Source organism: Streptomyces sp. M41 (assembly GCF_043673425.1).
Taxonomy (GTDB): Bacteria; Actinomycetota; Actinomycetes; order Streptomycetales; family Streptomycetaceae; genus Streptomyces.
On sequence record NZ_JBIMKE010000046.1, the window covers coordinates 1 to 23470 of the forward strand.

24 protein-coding genes are annotated in these 23470 nt (G+C 70.7%); 12 read left to right on the forward strand and 12 right to left on the reverse strand.

Translation table 11 applies throughout. The features are described from left to right. Positions 1 to 73: 73 nt before the first annotated feature. Genes ACHBTE_RS34130 through ACHBTE_RS34140 form a run of 3 tightly spaced genes read right to left on the reverse strand, consistent with a single transcriptional unit; the run spans position 74 to position 2318 of the window. Positions 74 to 646, reverse strand: coding sequence for a TetR/AcrR family transcriptional regulator (locus ACHBTE_RS34130; RefSeq protein WP_394729335.1), 573 nt, complete (start codon positions 644 to 646; stop codon positions 74 to 76). 30 nt (positions 647 to 676) lie between these two features. Then, entirely contained in the window at positions 677 to 2122 is a 1446-nt protein-coding gene (locus ACHBTE_RS34135; RefSeq protein WP_394729337.1) for an amidase, read from the reverse strand. Next, positions 2109 to 2318, reverse strand: coding sequence for a hypothetical protein (locus ACHBTE_RS34140; RefSeq protein ID WP_394729339.1), 210 nt, complete (start codon positions 2316 to 2318; stop codon positions 2109 to 2111). The genes ACHBTE_RS34135 and ACHBTE_RS34140 overlap by 14 nt, the downstream gene beginning before the upstream one ends. 106 nt (positions 2319 to 2424) lie before the next feature. Between ACHBTE_RS34140 and ACHBTE_RS34145 the strand changes: the two genes are divergently transcribed. The 5 genes from ACHBTE_RS34145 (at position 2425) to ACHBTE_RS34165 (ending at position 5932) form a co-directional block, all read left to right on the forward strand. Then, complete coding sequence (locus tag ACHBTE_RS34145) at positions 2425 to 3360, forward strand: MBL fold metallo-hydrolase (protein WP_394729341.1); 936 nt, start codon at positions 2425 to 2427, stop codon at positions 3358 to 3360. A 168-nt stretch (positions 3361 to 3528) separates the two neighbouring features. After that, complete coding sequence (locus tag ACHBTE_RS34150) at positions 3529 to 3795, forward strand: hypothetical protein (protein WP_394729343.1); 267 nt, start codon at positions 3529 to 3531, stop codon at positions 3793 to 3795. A gap of 97 nt (positions 3796 to 3892) precedes the next feature. Then, positions 3893 to 4228 carry a hypothetical protein gene (locus ACHBTE_RS34155; RefSeq protein WP_394729346.1) on the forward strand — a complete coding sequence of 112 codons (336 nt, stop codon included), beginning with the start codon at positions 3893 to 3895 and terminating at the stop codon, positions 4226 to 4228. An 88-nt stretch (positions 4229 to 4316) separates the two neighbouring features. Beyond that, positions 4317 to 4979 (forward strand): NUDIX domain-containing protein, encoded by a 663-nt coding sequence (locus tag ACHBTE_RS34160; protein ID WP_394729348.1) that lies wholly within the window; start codon positions 4317 to 4319, stop codon positions 4977 to 4979. 149 nt (positions 4980 to 5128) lie between these two features. After that, on the forward strand, positions 5129 to 5932 hold the full coding sequence (locus ACHBTE_RS34165; RefSeq protein ID WP_394729350.1) for a DUF427 domain-containing protein: 804 nt from the start codon (positions 5129 to 5131) through the stop codon (positions 5930 to 5932). Here ACHBTE_RS34165 and ACHBTE_RS34170 read toward each other — a convergent pair. From ACHBTE_RS34170 to iolC, 6 genes are read right to left on the reverse strand one after another with little or no spacing between them, the layout of a single operon-like run. After that, complete coding sequence (locus ACHBTE_RS34170) at positions 5922 to 6707, reverse strand: GntR family transcriptional regulator (protein ID WP_394729352.1); 786 nt, start codon at positions 6705 to 6707, stop codon at positions 5922 to 5924. The two genes, ACHBTE_RS34165 and ACHBTE_RS34170, sit on opposite strands and share 11 nt — an antisense overlap. Before the next feature lie 32 nt (positions 6708 to 6739). Continuing rightward, positions 6740 to 8233: a CoA-acylating methylmalonate-semialdehyde dehydrogenase gene (locus ACHBTE_RS34175; protein ID WP_394729354.1), complete on the reverse strand. Its 1494-nt coding sequence runs from the start codon at positions 8231 to 8233 to the stop codon at positions 6740 to 6742. A gap of 42 nt (positions 8234 to 8275) precedes the next feature. Further along, positions 8276 to 10156, reverse strand: a complete 1881-nt coding sequence (gene iolD, locus ACHBTE_RS34180) for a 3D-(3,5/4)-trihydroxycyclohexane-1,2-dione acylhydrolase (decyclizing) (RefSeq protein ID WP_394729357.1) — start codon at positions 10154 to 10156, stop codon at positions 8276 to 8278. Positions 10157 to 10164: 8 nt separating this feature from the next. Beyond that, positions 10165 to 11076 (reverse strand): 5-deoxy-glucuronate isomerase, encoded by a 912-nt coding sequence (gene iolB, locus ACHBTE_RS34185; protein WP_394729359.1) that lies wholly within the window; start codon positions 11074 to 11076, stop codon positions 10165 to 10167. A 35-nt stretch (positions 11077 to 11111) separates the two neighbouring features. Next, positions 11112 to 11999 carry a deoxyribose-phosphate aldolase gene (locus ACHBTE_RS34190; protein ID WP_394729361.1) on the reverse strand — a complete coding sequence of 296 codons (888 nt, stop codon included), beginning with the start codon at positions 11997 to 11999 and terminating at the stop codon, positions 11112 to 11114. 35 nt (positions 12000 to 12034) lie between these two features. Continuing rightward, positions 12035 to 12994 (reverse strand): 5-dehydro-2-deoxygluconokinase, encoded by a 960-nt coding sequence (gene iolC / locus ACHBTE_RS34195; RefSeq protein ID WP_394729363.1) that lies wholly within the window; start codon positions 12992 to 12994, stop codon positions 12035 to 12037. Between the two features lie 301 nt (positions 12995 to 13295). Between iolC and ACHBTE_RS34200 the strand changes: the two genes are divergently transcribed. From ACHBTE_RS34200 to ACHBTE_RS34220, 5 genes are read left to right on the forward strand one after another with little or no spacing between them, the layout of a single operon-like run. Next, entirely contained in the window at positions 13296 to 14312 is a 1017-nt protein-coding gene (locus ACHBTE_RS34200) for a sugar ABC transporter substrate-binding protein (protein WP_394729365.1), read from the forward strand. Continuing rightward, complete coding sequence (locus tag ACHBTE_RS34205; RefSeq protein ID WP_394729367.1) at positions 14312 to 15391, forward strand: ABC transporter permease; 1080 nt, start codon at positions 14312 to 14314, stop codon at positions 15389 to 15391. Before ACHBTE_RS34200 ends, ACHBTE_RS34205 begins: the two co-directional genes overlap by 1 nt. 5 nt (positions 15392 to 15396) lie before the next feature. Continuing rightward, positions 15397 to 16311: an ATP-binding cassette domain-containing protein gene (locus ACHBTE_RS34210; protein ID WP_394729369.1), complete on the forward strand. Its 915-nt coding sequence runs from the start codon at positions 15397 to 15399 to the stop codon at positions 16309 to 16311. A 1-nt stretch (position 16312) separates the two neighbouring features. After that, positions 16313 to 17215: a sugar phosphate isomerase/epimerase family protein gene (locus ACHBTE_RS34215; protein ID WP_394729371.1), complete on the forward strand. Its 903-nt coding sequence runs from the start codon at positions 16313 to 16315 to the stop codon at positions 17213 to 17215. 47 nt (positions 17216 to 17262) lie between these two features. Beyond that, positions 17263 to 18285: a Gfo/Idh/MocA family protein gene (locus tag ACHBTE_RS34220; RefSeq protein ID WP_394729417.1), complete on the forward strand. Its 1023-nt coding sequence runs from the start codon at positions 17263 to 17265 to the stop codon at positions 18283 to 18285. A 221-nt stretch (positions 18286 to 18506) separates the two neighbouring features. Here ACHBTE_RS34220 and ACHBTE_RS34225 read toward each other — a convergent pair whose 3' ends face one another. The 3 genes from ACHBTE_RS34225 to ACHBTE_RS34235 all read right to left on the reverse strand — a co-directional run bounded on the left by ACHBTE_RS34225 (position 18507) and on the right by ACHBTE_RS34235 (position 21588). Continuing rightward, positions 18507 to 19511 carry a Gfo/Idh/MocA family oxidoreductase gene (locus tag ACHBTE_RS34225; protein ID WP_394729373.1) on the reverse strand — a complete coding sequence of 335 codons (1005 nt, stop codon included), beginning with the start codon at positions 19509 to 19511 and terminating at the stop codon, positions 18507 to 18509. Between the two features lie 117 nt (positions 19512 to 19628). Further along, entirely contained in the window at positions 19629 to 20405 is a 777-nt protein-coding gene (locus ACHBTE_RS34230; RefSeq protein WP_394729375.1) for an SDR family oxidoreductase, read from the reverse strand. 16 nt (positions 20406 to 20421) lie between these two features. After that, the gene (locus tag ACHBTE_RS34235) at positions 20422 to 21588 is read right to left on the reverse strand and encodes a phytanoyl-CoA dioxygenase family protein (protein WP_394729377.1); all 1167 of its coding nucleotides are present in this window, start codon (positions 21586 to 21588) and stop codon (positions 20422 to 20424) included. Between the two features lie 116 nt (positions 21589 to 21704). On the opposite strand from ACHBTE_RS34235, the gene ACHBTE_RS34240 reads away from it, so the two are divergent. Both ACHBTE_RS34240 and ACHBTE_RS34245 read left to right on the forward strand, forming a co-directional pair. Then, positions 21705 to 22733 (forward strand): LacI family DNA-binding transcriptional regulator, encoded by a 1029-nt coding sequence (locus ACHBTE_RS34240; protein WP_394729379.1) that lies wholly within the window; start codon positions 21705 to 21707, stop codon positions 22731 to 22733. A gap of 66 nt (positions 22734 to 22799) precedes the next feature. Then, positions 22800 to 23417, forward strand: a complete 618-nt coding sequence (locus tag ACHBTE_RS34245) for a TMEM175 family protein (RefSeq protein WP_394729381.1) — start codon at positions 22800 to 22802, stop codon at positions 23415 to 23417. Positions 23418 to 23470: the final 53 nt, after the last annotated feature.

Here is a 23470-nt window from a genome sequence, read left to right on the forward strand (position 1 = left end):
CACCCAGCGTCCTACCAGGTCCCACCCCCACACGGGACCAGAACCCGAGAATGATCACAACCTCACACAGGCCCTAGTCCGGCCAGCCCGACCGGTCGGCGAGCAGTTCGCCGACCAGTCGGCGGGCGTAGGCGGCGTCGAGGCCGTCGGGGCGGAAGAGGATGCGGTACATCATGGGGGCGACGACATGGTCGATGACCGACTCGACGTCCGGCGCCGTCTCCGCGCGGTCGGCGGCGCGGGCGAGGACGAGGTCGATCTGCTCGGCGGCGTAGGCGGAGCACCGCCCGGCGTTGGTGCCGTCCGGGTCACCGAGCAGGGCGTCGCGGATGTAGGCGCGGCCCGACGGTGAGGCCATCTCGTCCAGGAACTGTTCGGCCCAGGCCGTCAGGTCTGCGGCGAGGCCGCCCAGGTCCTCGGGTTCCGTGTCGGGGCGCAGGCGTTCCACGGCCACGTCCGACAGCAGTTCCTGAAGGTCGCCCCAGCGGCGGTAGACGGTCGACGGGGTGACGCCGGCGCGCGCGGCGACCAGCGGCACCGTCACGGCGTCCCGGCCGACTTCCGCGACGAGTTCGCGTACGGCGGTGTGCACCGACTCCTGGACCCGGGCGCTGCGCCCGCCGGGGCGCACCATCTGACGGCTCATGGCACCCACCTTAAAGCGAATCTCTCGCTTCTAGGGCTCGGCCGGTGTCATGCCGCGCCCCGGCTCGTGGGCTCGTGCAAGGGCACGGGCTGAGCGGGACGGCGGGGATACGGTCCGTTCGTAGGCGTGGCCCACCCGCAGGAGCGTGGACTCGCCGAAGGGGCGTCCGAGCAGTTGCATCCCGATCGGCAGGCCATCCTCGTCGTGGCCGGCCGGAACGGACAGGGCGGGCACTCCGGTGATGTTGGCGGGCGCCGAGAGGCGTACGAAGGCGTCGGAGACGCTCTCCTGCGTGCCGTCCCGCCAGGTGATCGTGGTCCGGCCGGACGGCACCGCCGTCATGGGGACCGTCGGAGCCGCGATCACGTCGACCGCCTCCAGCATGCGTGCCCACTCCTGCCGCATCAGCGTCCGCGCCCGCTGGGCTCGCAGATGGTCCCCGGCGGTCATCAGTTCGCCGGCTTCGAGGAGGACGCGGACGTCCGCCCCGTAGAGCTCGGGTACGGCGCGCAAGGAGCGTTCGTGGTAAGCGGTCGCCTCGGGGGCCATGAGGCCCCACTGGGTCGCCTGGATGTAGCGCGCCATGGGGATCTCGACGTCGACGAGCCGGGCGCCGAGGGACTCCAGGCAGGCGATCGCGCCCCGGACCGCCTTCTCGATCCCGGGGGTGACGTGGTCGAAATAGTGGTTGCGCGGCACGCCGACGCGCACTCCGGTCAGGTCCGTGGCAGCAGGTCCTCCCAGCGGTCGGACGCCGGTGGCCGTGGGCATGGAGGCCGGGTCGCGGGGGTCGTGACCGGCCAGCACGGACAGGACCAGGGCGGCGTCCTCGACGGTACGGGTGAGGGGGCCGACGTGGTCGAGGGACCAGGACAGCGACGTCACGCCGTGCCGGGGGACGAGGCCGTACGTGGGCTTGAGGCCGACGACGCCGTTCAGCGCGGCGGGCACCCGGATCGAACCGCCGGTGTCGGTGCCGAGGGCGAAGAGCGCCGACCCCGCTGCCACGGCGACGGCCGATCCGCCGCTGGATCCGCCGGCGATCCGGCCCGTGTCCCGGGCGTTGCGTGTCTGCGGGGTGGTCAGGCCGTACCCGAACTCGTGCGTGTGCGTCTTGCCGACCAGGACCGCACCGGCCCCGGCGAGGCGGGTGGCGACCGCGCTGTCGGCCTCCGTGCGGTGCCCGGCGCGGACCCGGGAACTGGCGGTGGTCGCGATGCCGGCGACATCGATGAGGTCCTTCAGGCCCATGGGGATGCCGTGCAGCGGGCCTCGGAAGTGGCCCGCCGCGGCCTGGTGTTCGGCGGCTCGGGCCGATCGGCGGGCCCGCTCGGCCGTGACGGTGACGTAGGCGCCCAGGCGCGGATCCGTCTCGTGGAGACGGTCGAGGACCGAGTCGACCAGTTCGACCGGTGACAGCTGCCGCCCGCGGATCGCTTCCGCGGCGGCGGCCACGGACAGTTCATACGGCCGCATCGCGCTGCTCCTCTCCCGCCCGGTAGGCGGCGGCGGGCGGGGTGTCCCCGAAGTCCAGTTCGCGCAGTACGGACACGACGGCGGTGATGTGTTCGGCGGTGGCCGCCACCGCGCCATGGCGGTCCGGTGCGAGCCGCAGGCCGGCCCGGGCGGCCCACCGAGCGGCCTCCGGTGGGGTGAGTTCGACTGAGGTCATGGACGCCCTCCCTCGTAAAAGCTAACTGTTTGCGTTAGTGCATCGTAGGGCCTAAGGTTGCTTAAAGCAAACCGATTGCTTTTATGGGGATGGGAATGGGATGGGAATGATGAACGGGTCCACACCGCAGGTCGGCGAGTCCGCCGCCCCCTTCACCCGCGCCGACTGGACCGTGGGTGACATCGACATCCACCGGATCGAGGAGATCCCGCTGCCGCCCACCACCGGCCCGTGGCTGCTCCCGGCCGCCACTGCCGACGTCGTGGGCCGGCAGACCTGGCTGAGCCCCGACTTCGCCGACCCCGAGGGCGTCCCGTATCTGCACAGCCAGAGCTTCGCCCTCCGGGTGGGCGGACTGCGCGTCCTCGTCGACACCGGCATCGGCAACGGCAGGACCCGGGCCAACCCGGCCTGGCACGACCTGCGGACCGACTACCTCGAACGTCTCGCCGCGGCCGGCTTTACCCCGGACACCGTCGACCTGGTCGTCCTCACCCATCTGCACACCGATCACGTCGGCTGGAACACCACGGCGGGCACCGACGGCGCCTGGGTGCCCACCTTCCCGGCCGCCCGCTACGTCACCTCCCGCGCCGAGCGCGAGTTCTGGGCCGGGTACGACATGGACGAGCCACGGCGCCAGATGTTCCGTGACTCCGTGCACCCCGTCGAGGACGCGGGCCTGCTCGACCTCGTCGACGTCCCCGCCGAAGGCGCCGAGATCGCCCCGGGGCTGCGCCTGCTGCCGACCCCGGGACACACGCCCGGCCATGTCGCCGTGGAACTGAGCAGTGGCGGCGGCGAAACGGCATTGATCACCGGGGACTGCATCCACCACCCCGTGCAGTTCGCCCACCCCGCCATCGGCTCCTGCGTGGACACCGACCCCGAGCAGGCCGAGGCCACACGTCACGCACTGCTCGACTCGCTCGCAGGCACGGACACTCTCGTCCTCGGTACGCATTTCCCACCGCCCACGGCCGGCCGTGTGGTCCGACACGGGTCGGCCTACCGGCTGACACCGGTTCCGTCGGCGCGATGAAGAGCGCACTCGGCCGATGTCGTCCGGTGTGACGGAAATCGAGTCCAGCGACCGGTAGTTCAAGGATTTCCCTGGTCCAGTTGTGCAGGTCGGTCGATCAAAGCCCATTGTCTGTCCGGCCGGTGACCGGCGGGCGTAGGGTGTGCAGCCTTCATCCGAGGGGGAGACATGGCGCGAGAAGGCAAGCACGAATTCCGCGTGGTGCTGGACGGGATCGAACTCAGCGACCAGCAAAGGAACCAGATATCACTCGCGGTGCAAAAGGCCGCGCTGGAGGCCCTGGCCAAGGTGAATCCACGCTCGCCGGGACCGCTGATCGTGGGGCACACGCATCCGAGGCTGCGTCCCGAGTGGCTCGGCATCTGGGTCATCGACGGGGCGCGGGGCCTGGAGCTGGGCGAACAGATCGAACAGCTCGGTCGGTTCGATGGCTGACCGAGAGGTTGACGGGGCACGGGGAGGCCGGCTGTGCCCGAGTTCCTCTCGGGAGCGGGCCACCGTGTTCCTGGGGATGGTCACACCGTCGAGGCGCGTGGCATTCATGACCCCGCCACTTCCCCTGGACCGGCGATTTCTGGACTCGCTCACAGCGGAGGACGAACGGATCGAGGAGAAATTCCGGCTGGCGGGGCCCTGCGTCGAAAATGCCTGCCGCCACTGGAGCGGGCACAAATGCCGCCTCGGGGAGGAGATCAGCGCGTTGGCGCCTGAGGTCGGGGCCCGGGAAAAGGCAGCCGAAAGGGGGCCGGTATTGCCGCTGTGCGGAATCCGGCAACAGTGCCGATGGTTCGCCGACAACGGTGCACAGGCGTGCGCGGTGTGCCCGCACATCGTCACGGACAACAGGAGAGACACCGCACCGATCTGAAGAAACCGGCACATCGACAGGACGCCCTCAGGCCGGGATGGTAGAAGCGGGCCATGACCAACTCGCTCATCCACCCGGCCGGTGCCCGATGACCGCCGGTATCGACACGCCCGACCGCCGCGGCCGAACCGGACTCGACCGGACCGGCCTGGACCTCACCGGCAACCCACGCGTCAAGGTGCGGGACGTGCGGCTGCTGTCCAGTCACTGGTACGTCGAGCGGGCCACCACCTTCGACTTCCAGCACGCCGACGGCACGTGGAGCACCCAGCAGCGCGAGACGCACGACCGCGGCAACGGGGCGACCATGCTGCTGTACGACGCGGAACGCGAAACCGTCCTGCTCACCCGCCAATTCCGGTTCCCGGTGTATGTCAACGGCCACCCCGACGGCATGCTCGTCGAGACACCGGGCGGGCTGCTCGACGACGAGGACGAGCACCCGGAGATCGCCGTGCGCCGTGAGGTGGTGGAGGAGACCGGGCACACCATCGGCGAGGTCCGGCACGTCTTCGATGTCTATATGAGCCCGGGCTCCGTCACCGAACGCGTCAGCTTCTACGCCGCCGCCTACGGCCCGGCCACCCACACCCACGAGGGCGGTGGACTCGACGAGGAGGGCGAGGACATCGAGATCCTCGAACTGCCCTTCCGTAGAGCACTGGAGATGATTCGCACGGGGGAGATCGCCGACGCCAAGACGATCATGCTGCTGCAATGGGCGGCACTGGAGGGGCCGTTCGCTCGCTGACGGCCCTGCGACCGGCACCCCCACGACTTGGCCTGGCCGGTCGCGCGCGACGCCCACTCCCGCCGTGCTCGCCGACGCCCCCGCGCCTCCGCGAGCGCCGGGCGATCGTCCGGAGGTAGGCTCCGAAGAGGAGCCGAAGGAGAGTGGCCATGCCTCTGTTCCCCACGGAGCGGTCCGTCCGTACGACCCCCGAGGGACTCCTGTGGGAGCCCACCGAACGCTGGGTGCGGGGGCGCAAGGGCGAGGTGACCGTCGTCGACAGCCGGCACCCCGTCCTGGTCTGGGAGCCCGATCTGCCGGTGCCGTGCTACGCGTTTCCCAGGGCGGAGGTCCGCACGGATCTGCTGCGCCCGGCCGCTCACCCCGAGCCGGGCTCCCACACGGGATCGCAGATCTTCTACGACCTCGAGGCCGAAGGTCAGCTGGTCGAGAACGCGGCATGGACGTTCCCCGCCGCGGACCTGGCCGAGCACATCGCCTTCGAATGGTTCCTGCGCTGGGGCAGCGGACTCGACCACTGGTACGAGGAGGAGGAAGAAATCTTCATCCACCCGCGCGACCCGCACAAACGGGTCGACGCGATGCCCAGCAGCCGCCATGTCCAGGTCGAGATCGGCGGCACTGTCGTCGGGGACACGCACCGCCCGGTGCTGCTGTTCGAGACCGGGCTGCCGACGCGGTACTACCTGCCCCGCGAGGACGTCCGCCTCGACCTGTTCGAGCCGACCGACCATCGCACCGGCTGCCCCTACAAGGGCAGGGCCCAGTACTGGACCTGGCGCGGTGCGGGCGAGATCCCGCGCAACATCCTGTGGAGCTATGCCGAGCCACTGCCGGCGGTGAGCCCGATCAAGGGGCTCGTGGCCTTCTACAACGAGGCCGTCGACATCACCCTGGACGGCGAACGCCTCCAGCGGCCCGTCACGCCGTTCACCACGAGCCTCAAGACCTGACGAGCAGCTGGAAGTCGAACGCGTACCGGGACGCCCGGTACAGGTGTGTTCCGTACTCCACCGGCCGCCCCGTGTCGTCGTAAGCCGTGCGCTGCATGGTGAGCAGCGCGGCACCCTCCTTCTCGTCGAGGCGCTCGGCCTCCTCGGCCGTGGCGGAGCGGGCGCCGACGGTCTGGCGGGCGCTGTGCAGGGTGATGCCGGCGGCCCGCATCATCCGGTACAGGCCGGTCGACTCCAGCCGGGCGGTGCCGAGGTCGAGCAGGCCGGCGGGCAGGTAGTTGCACAGGATCGCCACGGGCTGGCCGTGCGTGGAGCGCAGCCGCTCCAAGGCCGTGACCTCCGTGCCCTCCGCGATGCCGAGCGCAGCCGCGACATCGGCGGTCGCGGGGACGACCTCGTTGCGGACGACCCGGGTGGTCGGGCCTTGGCCGGCCGCCTCCAGATCGTCGTAGAGGCTGCTGAGTTCCAGCGGACGCTTGACCTGGCTGTGCACCACCTGGGTGCCCACCCCGCGGCGCCGGACCAGCAGCCCCTTGTCGACGAGGGACTGGATGGCTTGGCGGACGGTGGGCCGGGACAGGCCCAGCCGTACCGACAGGTCCACCTCGTTGCCCAGGAGGTGGCCCGGAGCGAGGACCCCGTGCTCGATCGCCTCCTCCAGCTGCTGGGCGAGCTGGTAGTAGAGCGGCACGGGACTGCCCCGGTCCAGGGCGAAGGTCAGCGAGTCCAGCGCGGAGGCGGACACGGCACGTGCGGAACCGCGGGTCTTCGCCATGGGGCCCTCCTGTGATCGGTCCTCGAGGGGTGTCAGGTGTTGCTGGGGAAACCGAGGTTGATACCGGCGTCGGCCGGATCCGGCCACCGCGTGGTGATCACCTTGCCCTGGGTGTAGAAGGCGATGCCGTCGTTGCCGTAGATGTGCAGATCGCCGAAGAGCGAGTCCTTCCAGCCGCCGAAGGAGTGGTAGCCGACGGGCACCGGGATCGGCACGTTCACGCCGACCATGCCCGCCTTCACCTCCAGCTGGAAGCGCCTTGCGGCGCCGCCGTCCCGGGTGAAGATCGCGGTGCCGTTGCCCCAGCGGGAGTCGTTGATCAGCTTGATGGCCTCCTCGTACGTCTGCGCGCGCACCACGGCCAGCACGGGGCCGAAGATCTCGTCCCGGTAGGCGTCCGCCGTCAGCGGCACCCGGTCCAGCAGCGAGACACCCAGGAAGAAGCCGTCCTCGTGCCCGTCCACCCGGTACCCGGTGCCGTCGACGACGACCTCGGCGCCCTGCTCCGCGGCCGACGACACGTACGACGCCACCTTGTCGCGGTGCTCACGGGTGATCAGCGGCCCCATCTCGGAGGCCGGGTCGTCGCCGGGGCCGATGCGCAGGGCCTTCGCCCGCTCGGCGATCTTGCCGACCAGCTCGTCGCCCGTGTCGCCGACCGCGACGACGACCGACACGGCCATGCAGCGCTCGCCCGCCGAGCCGTAGGCGGCGTTGATCGCCTGGTCGGCGGCGAAGTCCAGGTCGGCGTCGGGGAGCACGAGCATGTGGTTCTTGGCGCCGCCCAGGGCCTGTACGCGCTTGCCGTGCTCCACCGCCTTGAGCTGGATGTACTTCGCGATCGGCGTCGAGCCGACGAAGGACACCGCCTCGATGTCCGGGTGCTCGAGGAGCCGGTCCACGGCGACCTTGTCGCCCTGCACGACGTTCAGCACGCCCTCGGGCAGCCCGGCCTCGGTGGCCAGTTCGGCCAGCCGGAAGGACGCCGACGGGTCCTTCTCGCTCGGCTTCAGCACGAAGGTGTTGCCGCACGCGATGGCCAGCGGGAACATCCACATCGGCACCATGGCGGGGAAGTTGAACGGTGTGATGCCGGCCACCACACCCAGCGGCTGCCGGATCGAGGCCACGTCCACCCGGGTCGACACCTGCGTCGACAGCTCGCCCTTGAGCTGCGCGCTGATCCCGCAGGCCAGCTCCACGATCTCCAGACCGCGCGCCACCTCACCGAGCGCGTCGGAGTGCACCTTGCCGTGCTCGGCGGTGATCAGCTCGGCGATCTCGTCGCGGTGGGCGTCCAGCAACTCGCGGTACTTGAACAGGATCGCCGTGCGCTTGGCCAGGGAGGACTCGCCCCAGGTCGCGAACGCGGCCTTGGCGGAGGCGACGGCGGCGTCCACCTCGTCCACGGTCGCGAAGGCGACCTGCTTCTCCTGGGCGCCGGTGGCCGGGTTGTAGACGGGGGCGAAGCGGCCCGAGGTGCCCTCGACGGACTTGCCGTCGATCCAGTGGGTGATGGTCTGCATGGTGCGCGAGAGCCTTTCGAACGCGGGTCGGGTGCGGGGAGTTCAGAGGTGGTGGCGCCGGTCGGGGACGTGCTGGTCGTACCGTGCGCGTGCTTCGACGGCGGCCTCGCGGGAGGCGACCTCGGCGACGGGCACGTCCCACCAGGCCTCGGCGCCCGGCGAGGTGGGGTTGGTGGTGTCCGTCTCGACGTACACGCAGGTCGGCCGGTCCGAGGCGCGGGCCGCGGCCAGGGCCTCGCGCAGGTCGCCGACCGTCTTGGCGCGCAGGACGTCCATGCCGAGGCTGGCCGCGTTCGCGGCGAGGTCGACGGGGAGCGGGGCGCCCGTGAAGGTGCCGTCGGCGGCGCGGTAGCGGTAGTCGGTGCCGAAGCGCTCGCCGCCGGTCTCGGCCGAGAGCCCGCCGATGGAGGCGTAGCCGTGGTTCTGGATCAGGACGACGTTGACCGGCAGTCCCTCCTGGACCGCGGTCACGATCTCCGTCGGCATCATCAGATACGTGCCGTCCCCGACCAGCGACCACACAGCCGTGTCCGGCGCGGCCTGCTGGACGCCGATGCCGGCCGGGATCTCGTAGCCCATGCAGGAGTAGCCGTACTCCAGGTGGTACTGGCGCGGGGAGCGCGACCGCCACAGCTTGTGCAGGTCGCCGGGGAGCGAACCGGCCGCGTTGATCACCACGTCGTCGTCGCCGACCACCGCGTCCAGCGCGCCCAGCACCTGCGTCTGCGTCGGTACGGCGCTCTCGTCGTCGGCACGGTAGGCGGCCTCGACGACCGCGTCCCAACGCTCCTTGCCGGCGCAGTACTCGGCCTCGTACGCCGCGTCCACCCGGTGGCCGGACAACGCCTCCGTCAACGCCGTGAGCCCGGCCCGGGCGTCGCAGACCAGAGTCCGTGCCGCCAGCTTGTGCGCGTCGAAGCCGGTGATGTTGAGGTTGAGGAATCGCACGTCCGGGTGCTGGAAGAGGGTGCCGGAGGCGGTCGTGAAGTCGGTGTACCTGGTGCCCACGCCGATCACCAGATCGGCGGCGCGGGCGATGTCGTCGCTGACCGAGGTGCCGGTGTGGCCGATGCCGCCGAGGTCGGCCCGGTGGTCGAAGCGGAGCGAGCCCTTGCCCGCCTGCGTGGCCGAGACCGGGATGCCGGTCGCCTCGACGAACGCCTTCAACGCCGCCTCGGCCTCGCTGTGGTGGACGCCACCGCCCGCGACGATCAGCGGGCGTTCGGCGGCCCGGATCGCCTCGACGGCCGCCGCCAGCTCCACCGGGTCGGGCGCGGGGCGCCGGACGTACCAGACGCGGTCGGCGAAGAACTCCCGCGGCCAGTCGTACGCCTCGGCCTGCACGTCCTGGGGGAGGGCCAGGGTCACCGCGCCGGTCTCGGCCGGGTCGGCGAGGACCCGCATGGCGTTCAGCGCGGAAGGGATCAGGGCCTCGGGGCGGGTGATCCGGTCGAAGTAGCGGGAGACCGGGCGCAGGGTGTCGTTGACCGAAACGTCCGCCTCGGTCGGGTGCTCCAGCTGCTGGAGCAGCGGGTCGGGGGCGTGCGAGGCGAAGTAGTCGCCGGGCAGGAGCAGGACCGGCAGCCGGTTGATGGTGGCGAGCGCGGCGCCGGTGACGAGGTTGGTCGCGCCCGGGCCGATCGACGTCGTCACCGCCTGCGCGGACAGTCGGTTGAGCTGCCGGGCGTGGCCGACCGCCGCATGCACCATGGACTGCTCGTTGCGGCCCTGGTGGTACGGCATGACGTCCTCGCCCACCTCCAGCAGGGCCTGGCCGACCCCGGCCACATTGCCGTGGCCGAAGATGCCCCAGGTGCCGGCGATCAGCCGGTGGCGCACGCCGTCGCGCTCGGTGTACTGCGCGGACAGGAACCGCACCAGCGCCTGGGCGACGGTCAGGCGGACGTGCGTGGATCGGCTCATCGGGGACCTCACTGGGACGGGGCGGTGTAGAGGGGCAGACGGGGGTCGACGGGTTGGTCCGGCCAGGTGTCCCGGACCCAGGCGTGGTCGGGGTGGTCGCAGATCAGCCAGGCGCGCTCGGCCTCGGGGCCCGCCATGACGTTGAGGTAGTACATGTGGTGGCCGGGCACCGCCATGGAGGGCCCGTGCCAGCCGTCGGGGATCAGGACGACGTCGCCGCCGCGCACCTCGGCCAGCACATCGGTGTTCCGGCCGTGGCCGGAGGGGGAGACGCGCTGGTAGCCGAGGCCGGGGGTGCCCTCGTGCTCGGCGAACTCGAAGTAGTAGATCTCCTCCAGCACCGACTCCTCACCGGGCCGGTGCTCGTCGTGCTTGTGCGGTGGGAACGACGACCAGTTGCCGCCCGGGGTGATGACCTCGACCGCGATGAGCTTGTCGCACTCGAAACCCTGTCCGTCACCGGCTCCGACGGGGGCTGCCGCGCCGAAGTTGTTCACCTGACGGCTGCAGTTGCCGGTGCCGCGCAGCTCGACCGGCACCGCCGAGGCCGGTCCGTAGCGGGCCGGCAGCCGCCGCGAGCAGCGCGCACCGGCCAGCGCGAACCGTCCACCGTCGGCGGTGGAGATGGTCGCCCGGGAGTCGCGCGGGACGTACGCGAAGTCGCTGACCCCGCTGAACACGCTGTCCCTGCCGGCCAGCCGGAAGGTCTCCTGGCCGAAGTCGTCGTCCGTCTCGACCGTGCAGCCGCCGGTCAGCGGCAGCACGATCCACTCGCTGTCGCCGGTGTCGAAGGTGTGGGAGCCGCCCCGCGGCAGCTCCAGGACCTTCAGGCCGGAGTATCCCCAGCCGGCCTTCTCGGGCGTGACGTCCACGACGTAGGGGCCGCCGAGCGCCTTTCCCGCGGGAAGGTGATACGTCATCGAATCCTCCGGGTCGCAGTCCGTGTCAGTCCGTGTCACAACAGGCCGACGGCCGTGTCCACCGCCGTCTCCACACTGCCCTCGGCCGGGTAGAGCAGCGAGCGGCCGACGACCAGGCCCTGCACGGTGGGTAGTTGGAGCGCCTTGCGCCAGCGCTCGTACGCGCCAGCCTGGTCCTCGGCGGTACCTCCGACCTCACCGCCGAGCAGCACGACGGGCAGCGTGGACGTCTCGAGAACTTCCGCCATGTCGTCGGGGTCATGGGTGACGGGCAGTTTCAGCCAGGTGTACGCGGAGGTGCCGCCCAGCCCCGAGGCGATGGCGATGGACCTGGTGACGGCCTCGGCGGACAGGTCATTGCGCACCTGGCCGTCGGTCCGCCGGGAGATGAAGGGCTCGACGAACAGCGGCAGCCGCCGCGCGGCCATGGCGTCGACCGCCCGGGCCGTGGACTCCAGGGTGGCCAGCGAGCCCGGGTCGTCGTAGTCGATGCGGAGCAGCAGCTTGCCCGCGTCGAAACGCATCCGGGCGATGTCCTCGGCGCGGTGGCCGGTGAAGCGGTCGTCCATCTCGAAGGAGGCCCCGGCCAGCCCCCCGCGGTTCATGGAGCCCATCACGACCTTGTCGTCGAGCACCCCGAGGAGCAGCAGGTCCTCCAGGATGTCCGCGGTGGCCAGCACCCCGTCGACGCCGGGCCGCGACAGCGCGACGCACAGGCGTTCCAGCAGATCGGCCCGGTCGGCCATGGCGAGCCCGCGGTCGCCGACGGCCAGGGCGCCGCGGGCCGGGTGGTCGGCGGCCACGATCATCAGTCGCCCGCTGTCGCCGATCAGCGTGCGGCGCGTCCGGCGGGCGGCGGCCTCGGCGATCGCCTCGGGGTGCCGGGCTCTGATCGCGGTGAGGTCCGGGATGGTGATGCTCAAGGGAAAGCTCCGTTCGAAGGTGGCTCGGCCGGCCGTCACGACGCCTGGGCGAGGAGGTCCTCGACCTCGGACTCGGTGGGCATCGCGGTGGAACAGGCGAGGCGGGAGGCGACGAGTGCGCCGGCGGCGTTGGCGTACCGCATGGTGGTGGCCAGATCCCAGCCGGACAGCAGCCCGTGGACCAGTGAGCCGCCGAAGGCGTCGCCCGCGCCGAGGCCGTTGACGACCTCGACCGGCACCGGCGCCACCTCGGCCCGAGTTCCGTCGCGATGCACGGCCAGCACCCCCTTGGGGCCCTGCTTGACTACCGCCAGCTCCACCCCGGCCGCCAGCAGTGCCTCGGCGCAGGCGTGGGGCTCGCGGACGCCGGTGGCGACCTCGCACTCGTCGAGGTTGCCGACGGCGACGGTGGCGTGCCGCAGCGCCTCGGCGTAGTACGGGCGGGCCTGCTCGGGATCGCGCCAGAACATGGGACGCCAGTCGAGGTCGAAGACCGTGGTGCCCGCCTTGTCGCGCGCTTTGAGGGCGGCGAGGGTGGCGGAGCGGCTCGGCTCCTCGCTCAGGCCGGTGCCGGTGATCCACAGGACACGGGCCGAGCGGATGGCCCAGTAGTCCAGTTCGTCGGAATGTATCTCCAGGTCAGGGGCCTTAGGCTGCCGGTAGAAGTACAGCGGGAAGTCGTCCGGCGGGAAGATCTCGCAGAACGTCACCGGCGTCGGGTACGCCGCGACGGGCGTCACCCAGCGGTCGTCGACACCGAAGCCCTTCAGGGCCTGGTGCAGATAGGTGCCGAAGGGATCGTCGCCGGTGCGGGTGATCACGGCACTGGTGCGGCCGAGCCGGGCGGCGGCGACGGCGACGTTGGCCGCCGAACCTCCGAGGAACTTGCCGAACGTCTCCACCTGCGTAAGGGGCAGGCCGGACTGCAGGGGGTAGAGATCGACTCCTATTCTTCCCATTGTGATCAAGTCGAAGGGCTTGGCTGACTCGGCCATGCGCGACGCTCCTAGAGCTGGGCTGGGGGTGCGGGTCCCAGGGGGCCTGCCGCCTCCCAGGTGTAGGACGTGGAGGCCGACGCTGTCAATACTTTGTACTTACATTCGGACCTGCTTGTGAAATGATGTCTTAACAAAGTATTGACAGCTGGCGCATCCAGCGATTGGATCCCGTCCCAGCGAACCCGCCGTGTTCCACGGCACACGACCCGGACCTCAGCAGGGGCCCGGGCCACGGATCCCAGTGATCACACCCTTTCCCCCCGTCGCACACCCCGTCGCACAGTGAGGTGCTGGAAAGATGGACCGCTCTTACTCTCGCTCCCGCAGGTTGGCCCCCATGGTGGCCGTGGCCGCGGCGGCAGCGTTGACGCTCGCAGGCTGCTCCAGCAGTTCCGGCGGCAAGGAGTCCGAGGAAGGCGCCGCGGACGCCTCGGCGGGCAAGGCCACCACGCCCCGCATGACGGTCGCCCTGGTCACGCACCAGTCGGCCGGAGACACCTTCTGGGACATCGTCCGCAAGGGTGCCGAGGCAGCCGCCGCCAAGGACAACGTCAAGCTGATCTACTCCAACGACCCGAACGCGGGCAACCAGGCCAACCTGGTGCAGAACGCGATCGACCAGAAGGTCGACGGCATCGCGATCACCCTCGCCAAGCCGGACGCGATGAAGGACGTCGTGAACAAGGCGAAGGCCGCCGGCATACCGGTGGTCGGCCTCAACTCCGGTGTGAGCGAGTGGCAGAAGCTCGGCCTGATGGAGTTCTTCGGCCAGGACGAGACCGTGGCGGGCGAGGCCCTCGGCAAGCGGCTGAACGAGGAGGGCGCCAAGAACGCCGTCTGCGTCATCCAGGAGCAGGGCAACATCGGCCTCGAGCAGCGCTGCGCCGGCGTGAAGAAGACCTTCGAGGGCAACGTCCAGAACCTGAACGTCAACGGCACCGACATGCCCTCCGTGAAGTCGACGATCACCGCCAAGCTCAAGCAGGACAGCGACATCGACTACGTCGTCGCCCTCGGCGCGCCGTTCGCGCTGACGTCCGTGCAGTCGATCGCCGACGCCGGCAGCGAGGCGAAGGTCGCCACCTTCGACCTGAACAAGGAACTGACCGGAGCGATCGACAAGGGCGACATCGAGTTCGCCGTCGACCAGCAGCCCTACCTCCAGGGCTACCTGGCGATCGACTCCCTGTGGCTCTACAAGAACAACGGCAACTACATGGGCGGCGGTGAGCAGCCGGTGCTGACCGGACCTGCCTTCGTCGACAAGACGAACGTCGAGACGATCGACAAGTTCGCCGCGAAGGGCACTCGGTGATGAGCATGACCCGACAGGCTGAGCCGGCGGTGTCCACACCGCCGGCCCCCGGCCCTGGCAAGGAGAAGGACGGGCGGACCGCCGAACGCCCCCTGGTGTTCCGGCTGTTGGCCCGCCCCGAGGTGGGGGTCTTCCTCGGCGCGGTGGCGGTGCTGATCTTCTTCCTGATCACGGCGCCGCCGGTGCGCGACGGCAGCTCGATGGCCAACATCCTCTACCAGTCGTCGACGATCGGGATCATGGCACTGCCGGTCGCGCTCCTGATGATCGGCGGAGAGTTCGACCTGTCGGCCGGTGTCGCGGTGGTCACCTCCGCGCTGACGGCCAGCATGTTCAGCTACCAGCTGACGATGAACGTGTGGGTGGGCGTGATCGTCGCCCTCGCCGTCTCGCTCGGCATCGGGCTGTTCAACGGCTGGATGCTGGTCAAGACCGGCCTGCCGAGCTTCCTGGTCACCCTCGGCACCTTCCTGATCCTCCAGGGCGTGAACCTCGCGGTGACCAAGCTGATCACCGGCAACGTCGCCACCGACGACATCAGCGACATGGACGGCTTCGACCAGGCCAAGGCCATCTTCGCCTCGTCGTTCGACGTCGGCGGCGTCAATGTGAAGATCACCGTGGTGTGGTGGCTGGTCTTCGCGGCGCTCGCCACCTGGGTGCTGCTGCGCACCAAGTACGGCAACTGGATCTTCGCCGTCGGCGGCAACAAGGCGAGCGCGCGGGCCGTCGGTGTGCCGGTGACGTTCACCAAGATCTCGCTGTTCATGCTGGTCGGCTTCGGCGCCTGGTTCGTCGGCATGCACCAGCTGTTCTCGTTCAACACCGTGCAGTCCGGCGAGGGTGTGGGCCAGGAGCTGATCTACATCGCGGCGGCGGTCATCGGCGGCTGTCTGCTGACCGGTGGTGCCGGTTCGGCGATCGGCCCGGTCTTCGGCGCGTTCATGTTCGGCATGGTGCAGCAGGGCATCGTCTACGCCGGCTGGAACCCCGACTGGTTCAAGGCGTTCCTCGGCGTGATGCTCCTCGGCGCCGTCCTGATCAATCTGTACGTGCAGCGCACGGCCACCCGGAGGTGACCGACATGACATCCAGCAACGGACCCGGCACCCACGGCGCCGTCAGCACCGACAAGGCGGCCGGGCGGAACGGCCCCGTCGTCGAACTGCGCGGCGCCGGCAAGTCCTACGGCAACATCCGCGCCCTGCACGGCGTCGACCTGAAGGTCTTCGCCAACCAGGTCACCTGCGTCCTCGGTGACAACGGCGCCGGCAAGTCCACCCTCATCAAGATCATCTCGGGTCTGCACCAGCACACCGAGGGCGAGTTCCTCGTCGACGGCGCTCCGGTGCGCTTCTCCACCCCGCGCGAGGCCCTCGACAAGGGCATCGCCACGGTGTACCAGGACCTCGCCGTGGTCCCGCTGATGCCGGTGTGGCGGAACTTCTTCCTCGGCTCCGAGATGACCAAGGGTCCCTGGCCGATCCGCCGGCTCGACATCGAGTCCATGAAGAAGACCGCCGACCAAGAGCTGCGCAACATGGGCATCGTCCTCGACGACATGGAGCAGCCCATCGGCACCCTCTCCGGCGGTCAGCGCCAGTGCGTGGCGATCGCCCGCGCCGTCTACTTCGGCGCCCGCGTCCTCATCCTGGACGAGCCGACGGCCGCCCTCGGCGTCAAGCAGTCCGGCGTGGTCCTGAAGTACATCGCCGCCGCCCGCGACCGCGGCCTCGGCGTCATCTTCATCACCCACAACCCGCACCACGCCTACATGGTCGGCGACCACTTCAGCGTCCTGCGCCTCGGCACCATGGAGCTCAACGCCTCCCGCGACGAGGTCAGCCTCGAGGAACTCACCAACCACATGGCCGGCGGCACCGAACTCGCCGCGCTCAAGCACGAGTTGGCGCAGGTCCGCGGCGTCGACGTCGAAGAGCTCCCCGAAGCGGGAGACCTCACCGCGCCCGTGGCCGCCGCGCCCGAAGGGAAGTCCTGACATGCCCCCTGTGCTGGACCGCATCCGGGTCGGCTCGGCCCCCGACTCCTGGGGCGTCTGGTTCCCCGACGACCCCGTGCAGGTGCCCTGGGAACGCTTCCTGGACGAGGTCGCCGAGGCCGGCTACTCCTGGATCGAACTGGGCCCGTACGGCTATCTTCCGACCGACCCGGCCCGCCTCACCGACGAGGTGGCCCGGCGGAACCTCAAGGTGTCGGCCGGCACCATCTTCACCGGCCTGCACCGCGGCCCCGCCGTCTGGGAGTCGACCTGGGAGCACGTCAGCGAGGTCGCCTCGCTCACCCAGGCCATGGGCGCGAAGCACCTGGTCGTCATCCCGTCCTTCTGGCGCGACGACAAGACCGCCGAGATCCTGGAGCCGCCGGAGCTCACCGGCGAGCAGTGGGCCCACCTGACCAAGGGCATGGAGCGCCTCGGTCACGAGGTGCGGGAGAGGTTCGGCCTCGACATCGTCGTGCACCCGCACGCCGACACCCATATCGACACCGAGGCCCACGTCGAGCGCTTCCTCGACGCCACCGACTCCGGCCTGGTCAACCTGTGTCTGGACACCGGGCACTACGCCTACTGCGGCGGCGACAGCGTCAAGCTGATCGAGACCTACGGCGAGCGCATCGGCTATCTGCACCTCAAGCAGGTGGACCCGGAGATCCTCGCGGACGTGGTGCGGGACGAGATCCCGTTCGGTCCCGCCGTCCAGCGCGGCGTGATGTGTGAACCCCCGGGTGGCGTACCGGAGTTGGGGCCGGTCCTGCAGGCCGCGCAGAAGCTCGACGTGGACCTGTTCGCCATCGTCGAGCAGGACATGTACCCGTGCGAGCCGGACAGGCCCCTGCCGATCGCCGTCCGCACCCGTCAGTTCCTGAGGTCCTGCGGCGCCTGACAACCGCGCCCGACGACCCGAAAGGACGGCCGATCGTCATGACCCACATGACCCAGCGCAGTCGGACGCTCTCCGTCGCAGTCATCGGTGCCGGAAAGATGGGCGCCGACCATGTGCGCCGTATCGACGAGGTCATCAGCGGGGCACGGGTGGCCGCCGTGGCCGACGTCGACGCGGAGCGGGCCAAAGCGGTCGCCGCCCGCGTCGACGGCTGCACCGCCCACACCGACCCGGCCGCCGCGATGGCGGCGGCCGACGTGGACGCGGTGCTCATCGCCTCACCGGGGCCCGCCCACGAGGCGGCCCTCCTCACAGCCCTCGAGCACGATCTGCCGGTGCTGTGCGAGAAACCCCTCACACCGGACCCCGCGTCCGCGCTGCGCGTCATGGCGGCCGAGCAACGCCTCGGCCGGCGCCGGGTCCAGGTCGGCTTCATGCGGCGCTACGACGCCGAGTACCTGAAGCTCAAGGCGCTGCTGGAGACAGGCCAGTTGGGCCGTCCCCTGATGCTGCACAACCGGCACCGCAACGTGGCCAGCCCGCCCGGCTGGACCTCCGAGATGCTCATCAACGACTCGGTGACGCACGAGATGGACGTGACCCGCTGGCTGCTCGGCCACGAGATCACGGCCGTCACCGTGCTGGCCCCGACGCCGTCCGGCAACGCGCCGGACGGCATCCGGGACCCGCAGTTCGTGGTCTTCGAGACCGACGGCGGCGCGATCGTCGACGTCGAGATCTTCGTCAACTGCGGCTTCGGCTACCAGGTCCAGGCCGAGGTCGTCTGCGAACGCGGCACCGCCCGGGTCGGCGACGGCCACGCCATGGTCACCAACGCGGCCGGCCGCTGGGGCGGCATCATCGCCCAGGACTACATCGAGCGGTTCACCGACGCCTACGACCGTCAGGTGCAGTCCTGGGTGGACGCCACCCGGCGCGGTGAGGTCACCGGCCCCGGCGTGTGGGACGGGTACGCCGTCGCGGCCGTGTGCGAGGCGAGCGTACGGGCACTGGAGGACGGCGGCCGGGTCCCGGTGGACCTGGTCGACCGGCCGGCGCTGTACGCCTGACGACCGACGACCGAGCCGCAACGTCCAAAGGGCCGGGGGATCCATCATCCCCCGGCCCTCCGTCGCGCGCCGCCCACCGTCGGCCGTAGCTGCGACAAGCCGCGCCGATCGGCAGAACTGTCCCACGCCAGGCCCCGATCAGCGGGGCCGGTCCGCCCCGTACCGATACACATCTGCCCATCTACAGCTGGGCGGGCGCGCCCGGTACGGGACCGGGGCGCTCAGCCCTGGCGTACCTCCTCGATCTTCACCGGACGGTGCTCGCGCAGCGACAGCGTGCACGCGTCGGCGATCCAGCCGGCCTCCAGGGCGTCCTCGATGGTGCACGGGGAGGTCCGGGTGCCGGCCACCACCTCGGTGAACGCGGTGAGTTCGGCGCGGTAGGCGGCGGTGAACCGGTCCATGAAGAAGTCGTGCGGGACGCCCGCCGGGAAGGTCACGCCGGGCTCGACCGAGCGCAGCGGCAGCTTGTCCTCAAGGCCGACGGCGATGGAGTCCTGGAAGCCGTGGATCTCCATGCGGACGTCGTAACCGCGGGCGTTGTGGCGGGAGTTGGAGACGACCGCGATCGTGCCGTCGTCCAGGGTGAGGATCGCGCCGGTGGTGTCGGCGTCGCCGGCCTCCTCGATGTAGTCGGCGCCCCTGTTGCCGCCGACGGCGTACACCTCGGTCACCTCGCGGCCGGTCACCCAGCGGATGATGTCGAAGTCGTGCACCGAGCAGTCCCGGAAGATGCCGCCGGACGCGGCGATGTACGCGGCGGGCGGCGGCGCCGGGTCCAGGGTGGTCGAGCGGACCGTGTGCAGCTTGCCCAGCTCGCCGGAGTGCACGGCAGCCCGCGCGGCGACGAAACCGGCGTCGAAGCGGCGGTTGTAGCCGATCTGGATCGGCACGCCCTTGCCCTGGACGGCCTCCAGCACGGCGACGCCCTCGCTCATCGTCCTCGCGACGGGCTTCTCGCAGAAGACCGGGATACCGGCCTCGACGCCGGCCAGGATCAGCGCGGGGTGGGCGTCCGTCGCGGCGGCGACGACGATGCCGTCCACGCCGGCCGCCAGGAGGGCCTCGGGCGAGTCCACGACCTCGGCGCCGAACCGCTCCGCGGCGACCTTGGCGGCGTCCGCGAACGGGTCGGTGACGACGAGGGAGTCGACCGCGTCGAGTCCGGAGAGGGTCTCGGCGTGAAAGGCGCCGATGCGGCCGAGGCCGAGGATTCCGATACGCATGGGTGTTGCTCCTTGAGATTGATGCGGGGCACTGCAGCGCCCCTCCAGGGGCGCGGGGAACTGCGCGACCAGCCACGACGGAGCCGCAGACGACCGACGGCACATCGTGGCAATTCCTCAGTCGAGTCCTCCAAGTACGTTCTGGTCCCAGTCGATCACCGACCCGGTCACCACCCCGGACCGCTCGGACAGCAGGAACACCACGAAGTCGGCGATCTCGTCAGGTTGGCCCAGCTTCCCCATCGGCAGCCCGGCGGCAGCCGACTCGCGCCAGTCGTCCCCGGCGCCGTGGAACGCCTTCTGCGTGGCGTCCTCGCCCTCCGTCGCCGTCCAGCCGATGTTCAGGCCGTTGATCCGGATCCGGTCCCAGCGGTGGGCGTGCGCGGCGTTGCGGGTCAGCCCGACGAGGCCGGCCTTGGCGCTGACGTACGGCGCGAGGAACGGCTGCCCGCCGTGCGCCGAGGACGTGATGATGTTGACGATCGTGCCGGGGGCCTTGCGGGCGACCATGTCCGTAACGGCGGCCTGCATGGCGAAGAACGGTGCCTTGAGGTTGATCGCGATGTGCTGGTCGAACAGCTCGGGCGTGGTGTCCAGCAGCGTGCCCCGGGAGGTCAGCCCCGCCGAGTTGACCAGGCAGTCGACCCGCCCGAACGCGTCCACGACCTCGGCGACGGACGCCTTCGCCTGCTCGGCGTCCGCGAGGTCGGCCCGTACGAAGAGGGCCTTGCCCCCGTCGGCGGCCAGTTCGGCCACCAGCGCCTGGCCGGGTTCGGGGCGCCGGCCGGTGACGGCCACGACCGCTCCCTCGCGGACGGCCGCCCGCGCGATCGCGGCACCGACGCCCTGGCTGCCGCCGTTGACGAGGACGACCTTGTCGTGAAGCAGTCCCATGTGGTTCCGGGGCCTTTCAGCTCTGGCGCCGCTCGGCGCCGGCCCGAAGCTGCGCGCGCAGCGCCTCGGGCGTCCATGTCTCGCGCACGGCGCGCCGCACGAGGTCCGCCTGCGAGTCGGGTGCGAGTCCGGCGACCGGCGGGTCGCTGTCGAGGTTCGTGGGGAAGGGGTAGCCCTCGGCGCTCGCGGCGATCACGTTCTCCAGCCACGCCTCGTCCACGCCCGCGCTCCGGCGTTCGAGCAGCACCGGGAAGACGGCGTTCGCGACCGCCTCGCGGTCCACCGACTCCATGGCCCGCCCGAACGCGGAGGACGCCTGGAGCAGGTTCGCCATGCGCCGGATGTCCGCCGTGCGGTTGGTGCCGGCCGCGTGGAACAGCGCGGGGTTGAAGAAGGACGCGTCGCCCTTGGCGAGCGGCAGCTGGATGTGGTGGGCCTCGAAGTACGCCTGGAACTCGGGCAGTCGCCAGGCCAGATAACCGGGCTCGTAGCGCTGCGAGTACGGCAGGTAAAGCGTCGGCCCGGACTCCACCGGCATGTCGCAGTGCGCGACGGCGCCCTGAAGGGTGAGCACGGGGGAGAGGGTGTGGACGTGGGCCGGGTAGGCCGCCGCGACCTCGTTGGGGAGGAAGCCCAGGTGGTAGTCCCGGTGCACGGTCTGCGCGGGTCCGCCGGGGTTGACCACGTTCACCTGCGAGGTGATCTGGTAGCCGGGTCCGAGCCAGGCGGCCGAGACCAGGGCCAGGACGTCGTTGGCGTAGTAGTCGGCGAACGCCTGCGGGTCGTACAGCGCCGCCTTCTCCAGCGCGTTCCAGACCCGGTCGTTGGCCCCGGGCTTGGCGAAGTGGTCACCGGCGTTCGCACCCGAGGAGCGCTGCTCGGCGATCAGGGCGTCGAAGACGGCGGTGAGCCGGTCGACGGTCTCCAGGTCGTCGAACGCTCCCCGGAACACCACGACGCCGGGACCGTCGGTGAGGGCGCGGACCAGTTCGGCCCCCACCGCACGCGGGTCGTCGGCGGCGCGCAGCCGGTCGGCGGCGTAGACGAGGACGCCCCGCTCCACGGCCGAGGCGTACGGGTAGCCGGCGAGGTCGGTGTCCCGCTCGACGAGCTCACGGAAGGCGGCGAGGTCGCAGTCCTGTTCGGACAGCCACGCACGGCGGTGCACGGGGGTGAAGGACATCGGTGTCCTCTCGGTGACACGGACGACTCGGTGCTGTCATTCTTGTCAGTACATACCCGTCGAACAACCGGCAGAAGGCCATCAAAAACCCCTCAGGACCGCGCAGGAGCAGCCGCATGGGTCACCCTTTCCCGATCCGGGAGATCGCACGTCAGGCAGGTCTGAGCGAAGCCACCGTCGATCGGGTGCTGAACGGCAGGGGCGGGGTCCGCGAGAGCACCGCGCGGGAGGTCCGCCAGGCCATCGCCGACCTGGACCGGCAGCGCACCCAGGTCCGGCTGGTGGGCCGTACCTTCATGATCGACATCGTGATGCAGGCGCCCGAGCGGTTCTCCACCGCCGTCCGGGCCGCCCTGGAGGCCGAACTGCCGGCCCTGCACCCGGCCGTGGTGCGCTCGCGCTTCCACTTCCGCGAGACGGGCCCCGCCGAGGAGTTGACCCGGACGCTGGACCGGATCGCCCGGCGCGGTTCGCAGGGCGTGATCCTCAAGGCCCCGGACATCCCCGAGGTCACCGCCGCCGTCACGCGGCTCGTGGAGGCCGGGATCCCGGTGGTGACCCTGGTGACCGACCTGCCGGCCACGCCCCGCCTCGCCTACGTCGGCATCGACAACCGGGCCGCCGGCGCGACGGCCGCGTACCTCATGGGCCAGTGGCTCGGCGACCGTCCCGGCCATGTGCTCACCAGCCTCAGCAGCGGCTTCTTCCGCAACGAGGAGGAACGCGAGATGGGATTCCGCAGCGCCATGCGCGCCCGCCACCCCGGGCGCACCCTGGTCGAACTGGCCGAGGGACAGGGTCTGGACGCCACGCAGTACGACCTCGTGCGGGCAGCCCTGGAGCGCGAGCCCCAGATCCGCGCGGTCTACTCGATCGGCGGCGGCAACATCGCGACGCTGCGCGCCTTCGAGGACCTGGGCCGCCCGTGCGCGGTGTTCGTCGCGCACGACCTCGACCACGACAACACCCGGCTGCTGCGCGAGCACCGCCTGTCCGCCGTGCTCCACCACGACCTGCGCCAGGACATGCGCGAGGCCTGCCACATCGTCATGCGGGCGCACGGCGCGCTGCCGCCTGCCGGGCCCACCCTGCCGTCGGCGATCCAGGTGGTGACGCCGTACAACATGCCCACGCCCATCGGGTGACGATCGCCGCTGTGCCCCGGGCGTGTACGCCCGCGTGCCGCGCCCCGGCTCCCTACCGTCGTGCGCATGTGGAAATCGAACCCGGAAGGCGGGCCCGAACGGCTGGTGGCGCTCGCCGACGGCGTGTTCGCCATCGCCATCACCCTGCTCGTCCTCGACATCACCGTGCCGCGGGAGCTGACCGAGCGGGAGTACCACGACGCGCTGCGCGATCTGCTCCCGGACTTCGCCGCCTATGCCCTCAGCGTGGCCGTGCTGGGCAGCTTCTGGCGCGACCACCGCAACATCTTCCGCACCGTGCGCGAGATCGACGGACAGCTCATCACCCTGTCCGTCTTCGGCCTGGGCATCGCGGCGCTGCTGCCGTTCCCCACCAGGCTGCTCTCCGAGTACGGCCGCGACCCCGTCTCGGTCGCGATCTACGCCGCGTCGGTCGCGGCACTCGGCGCCGCCCACCTCGCCCTGGTCGCCGTACTGGCCCGGCGCCCGTGGCTGCGCGGCGAGGTCACTCCCGTGGGCGGCTTCGGTCTGTACGCCCTCGATCTCGCCGTGACGGTGACGGTGTTCCTCCTCACCATCCCGCTCACGCTGGTCGCCGGGGCCGCGGCCGTGTGGTGGTGGCTCGTCCTGGTTCCGCTCAAGGTCACCCTCGGCCGGCGAGCCCGCCTGAGCGCCGACCATTGACCGCCCCGGCCGGCCCGTGTCCGCGAAGACCCGCCTGCCCCGCGACGCCTGGC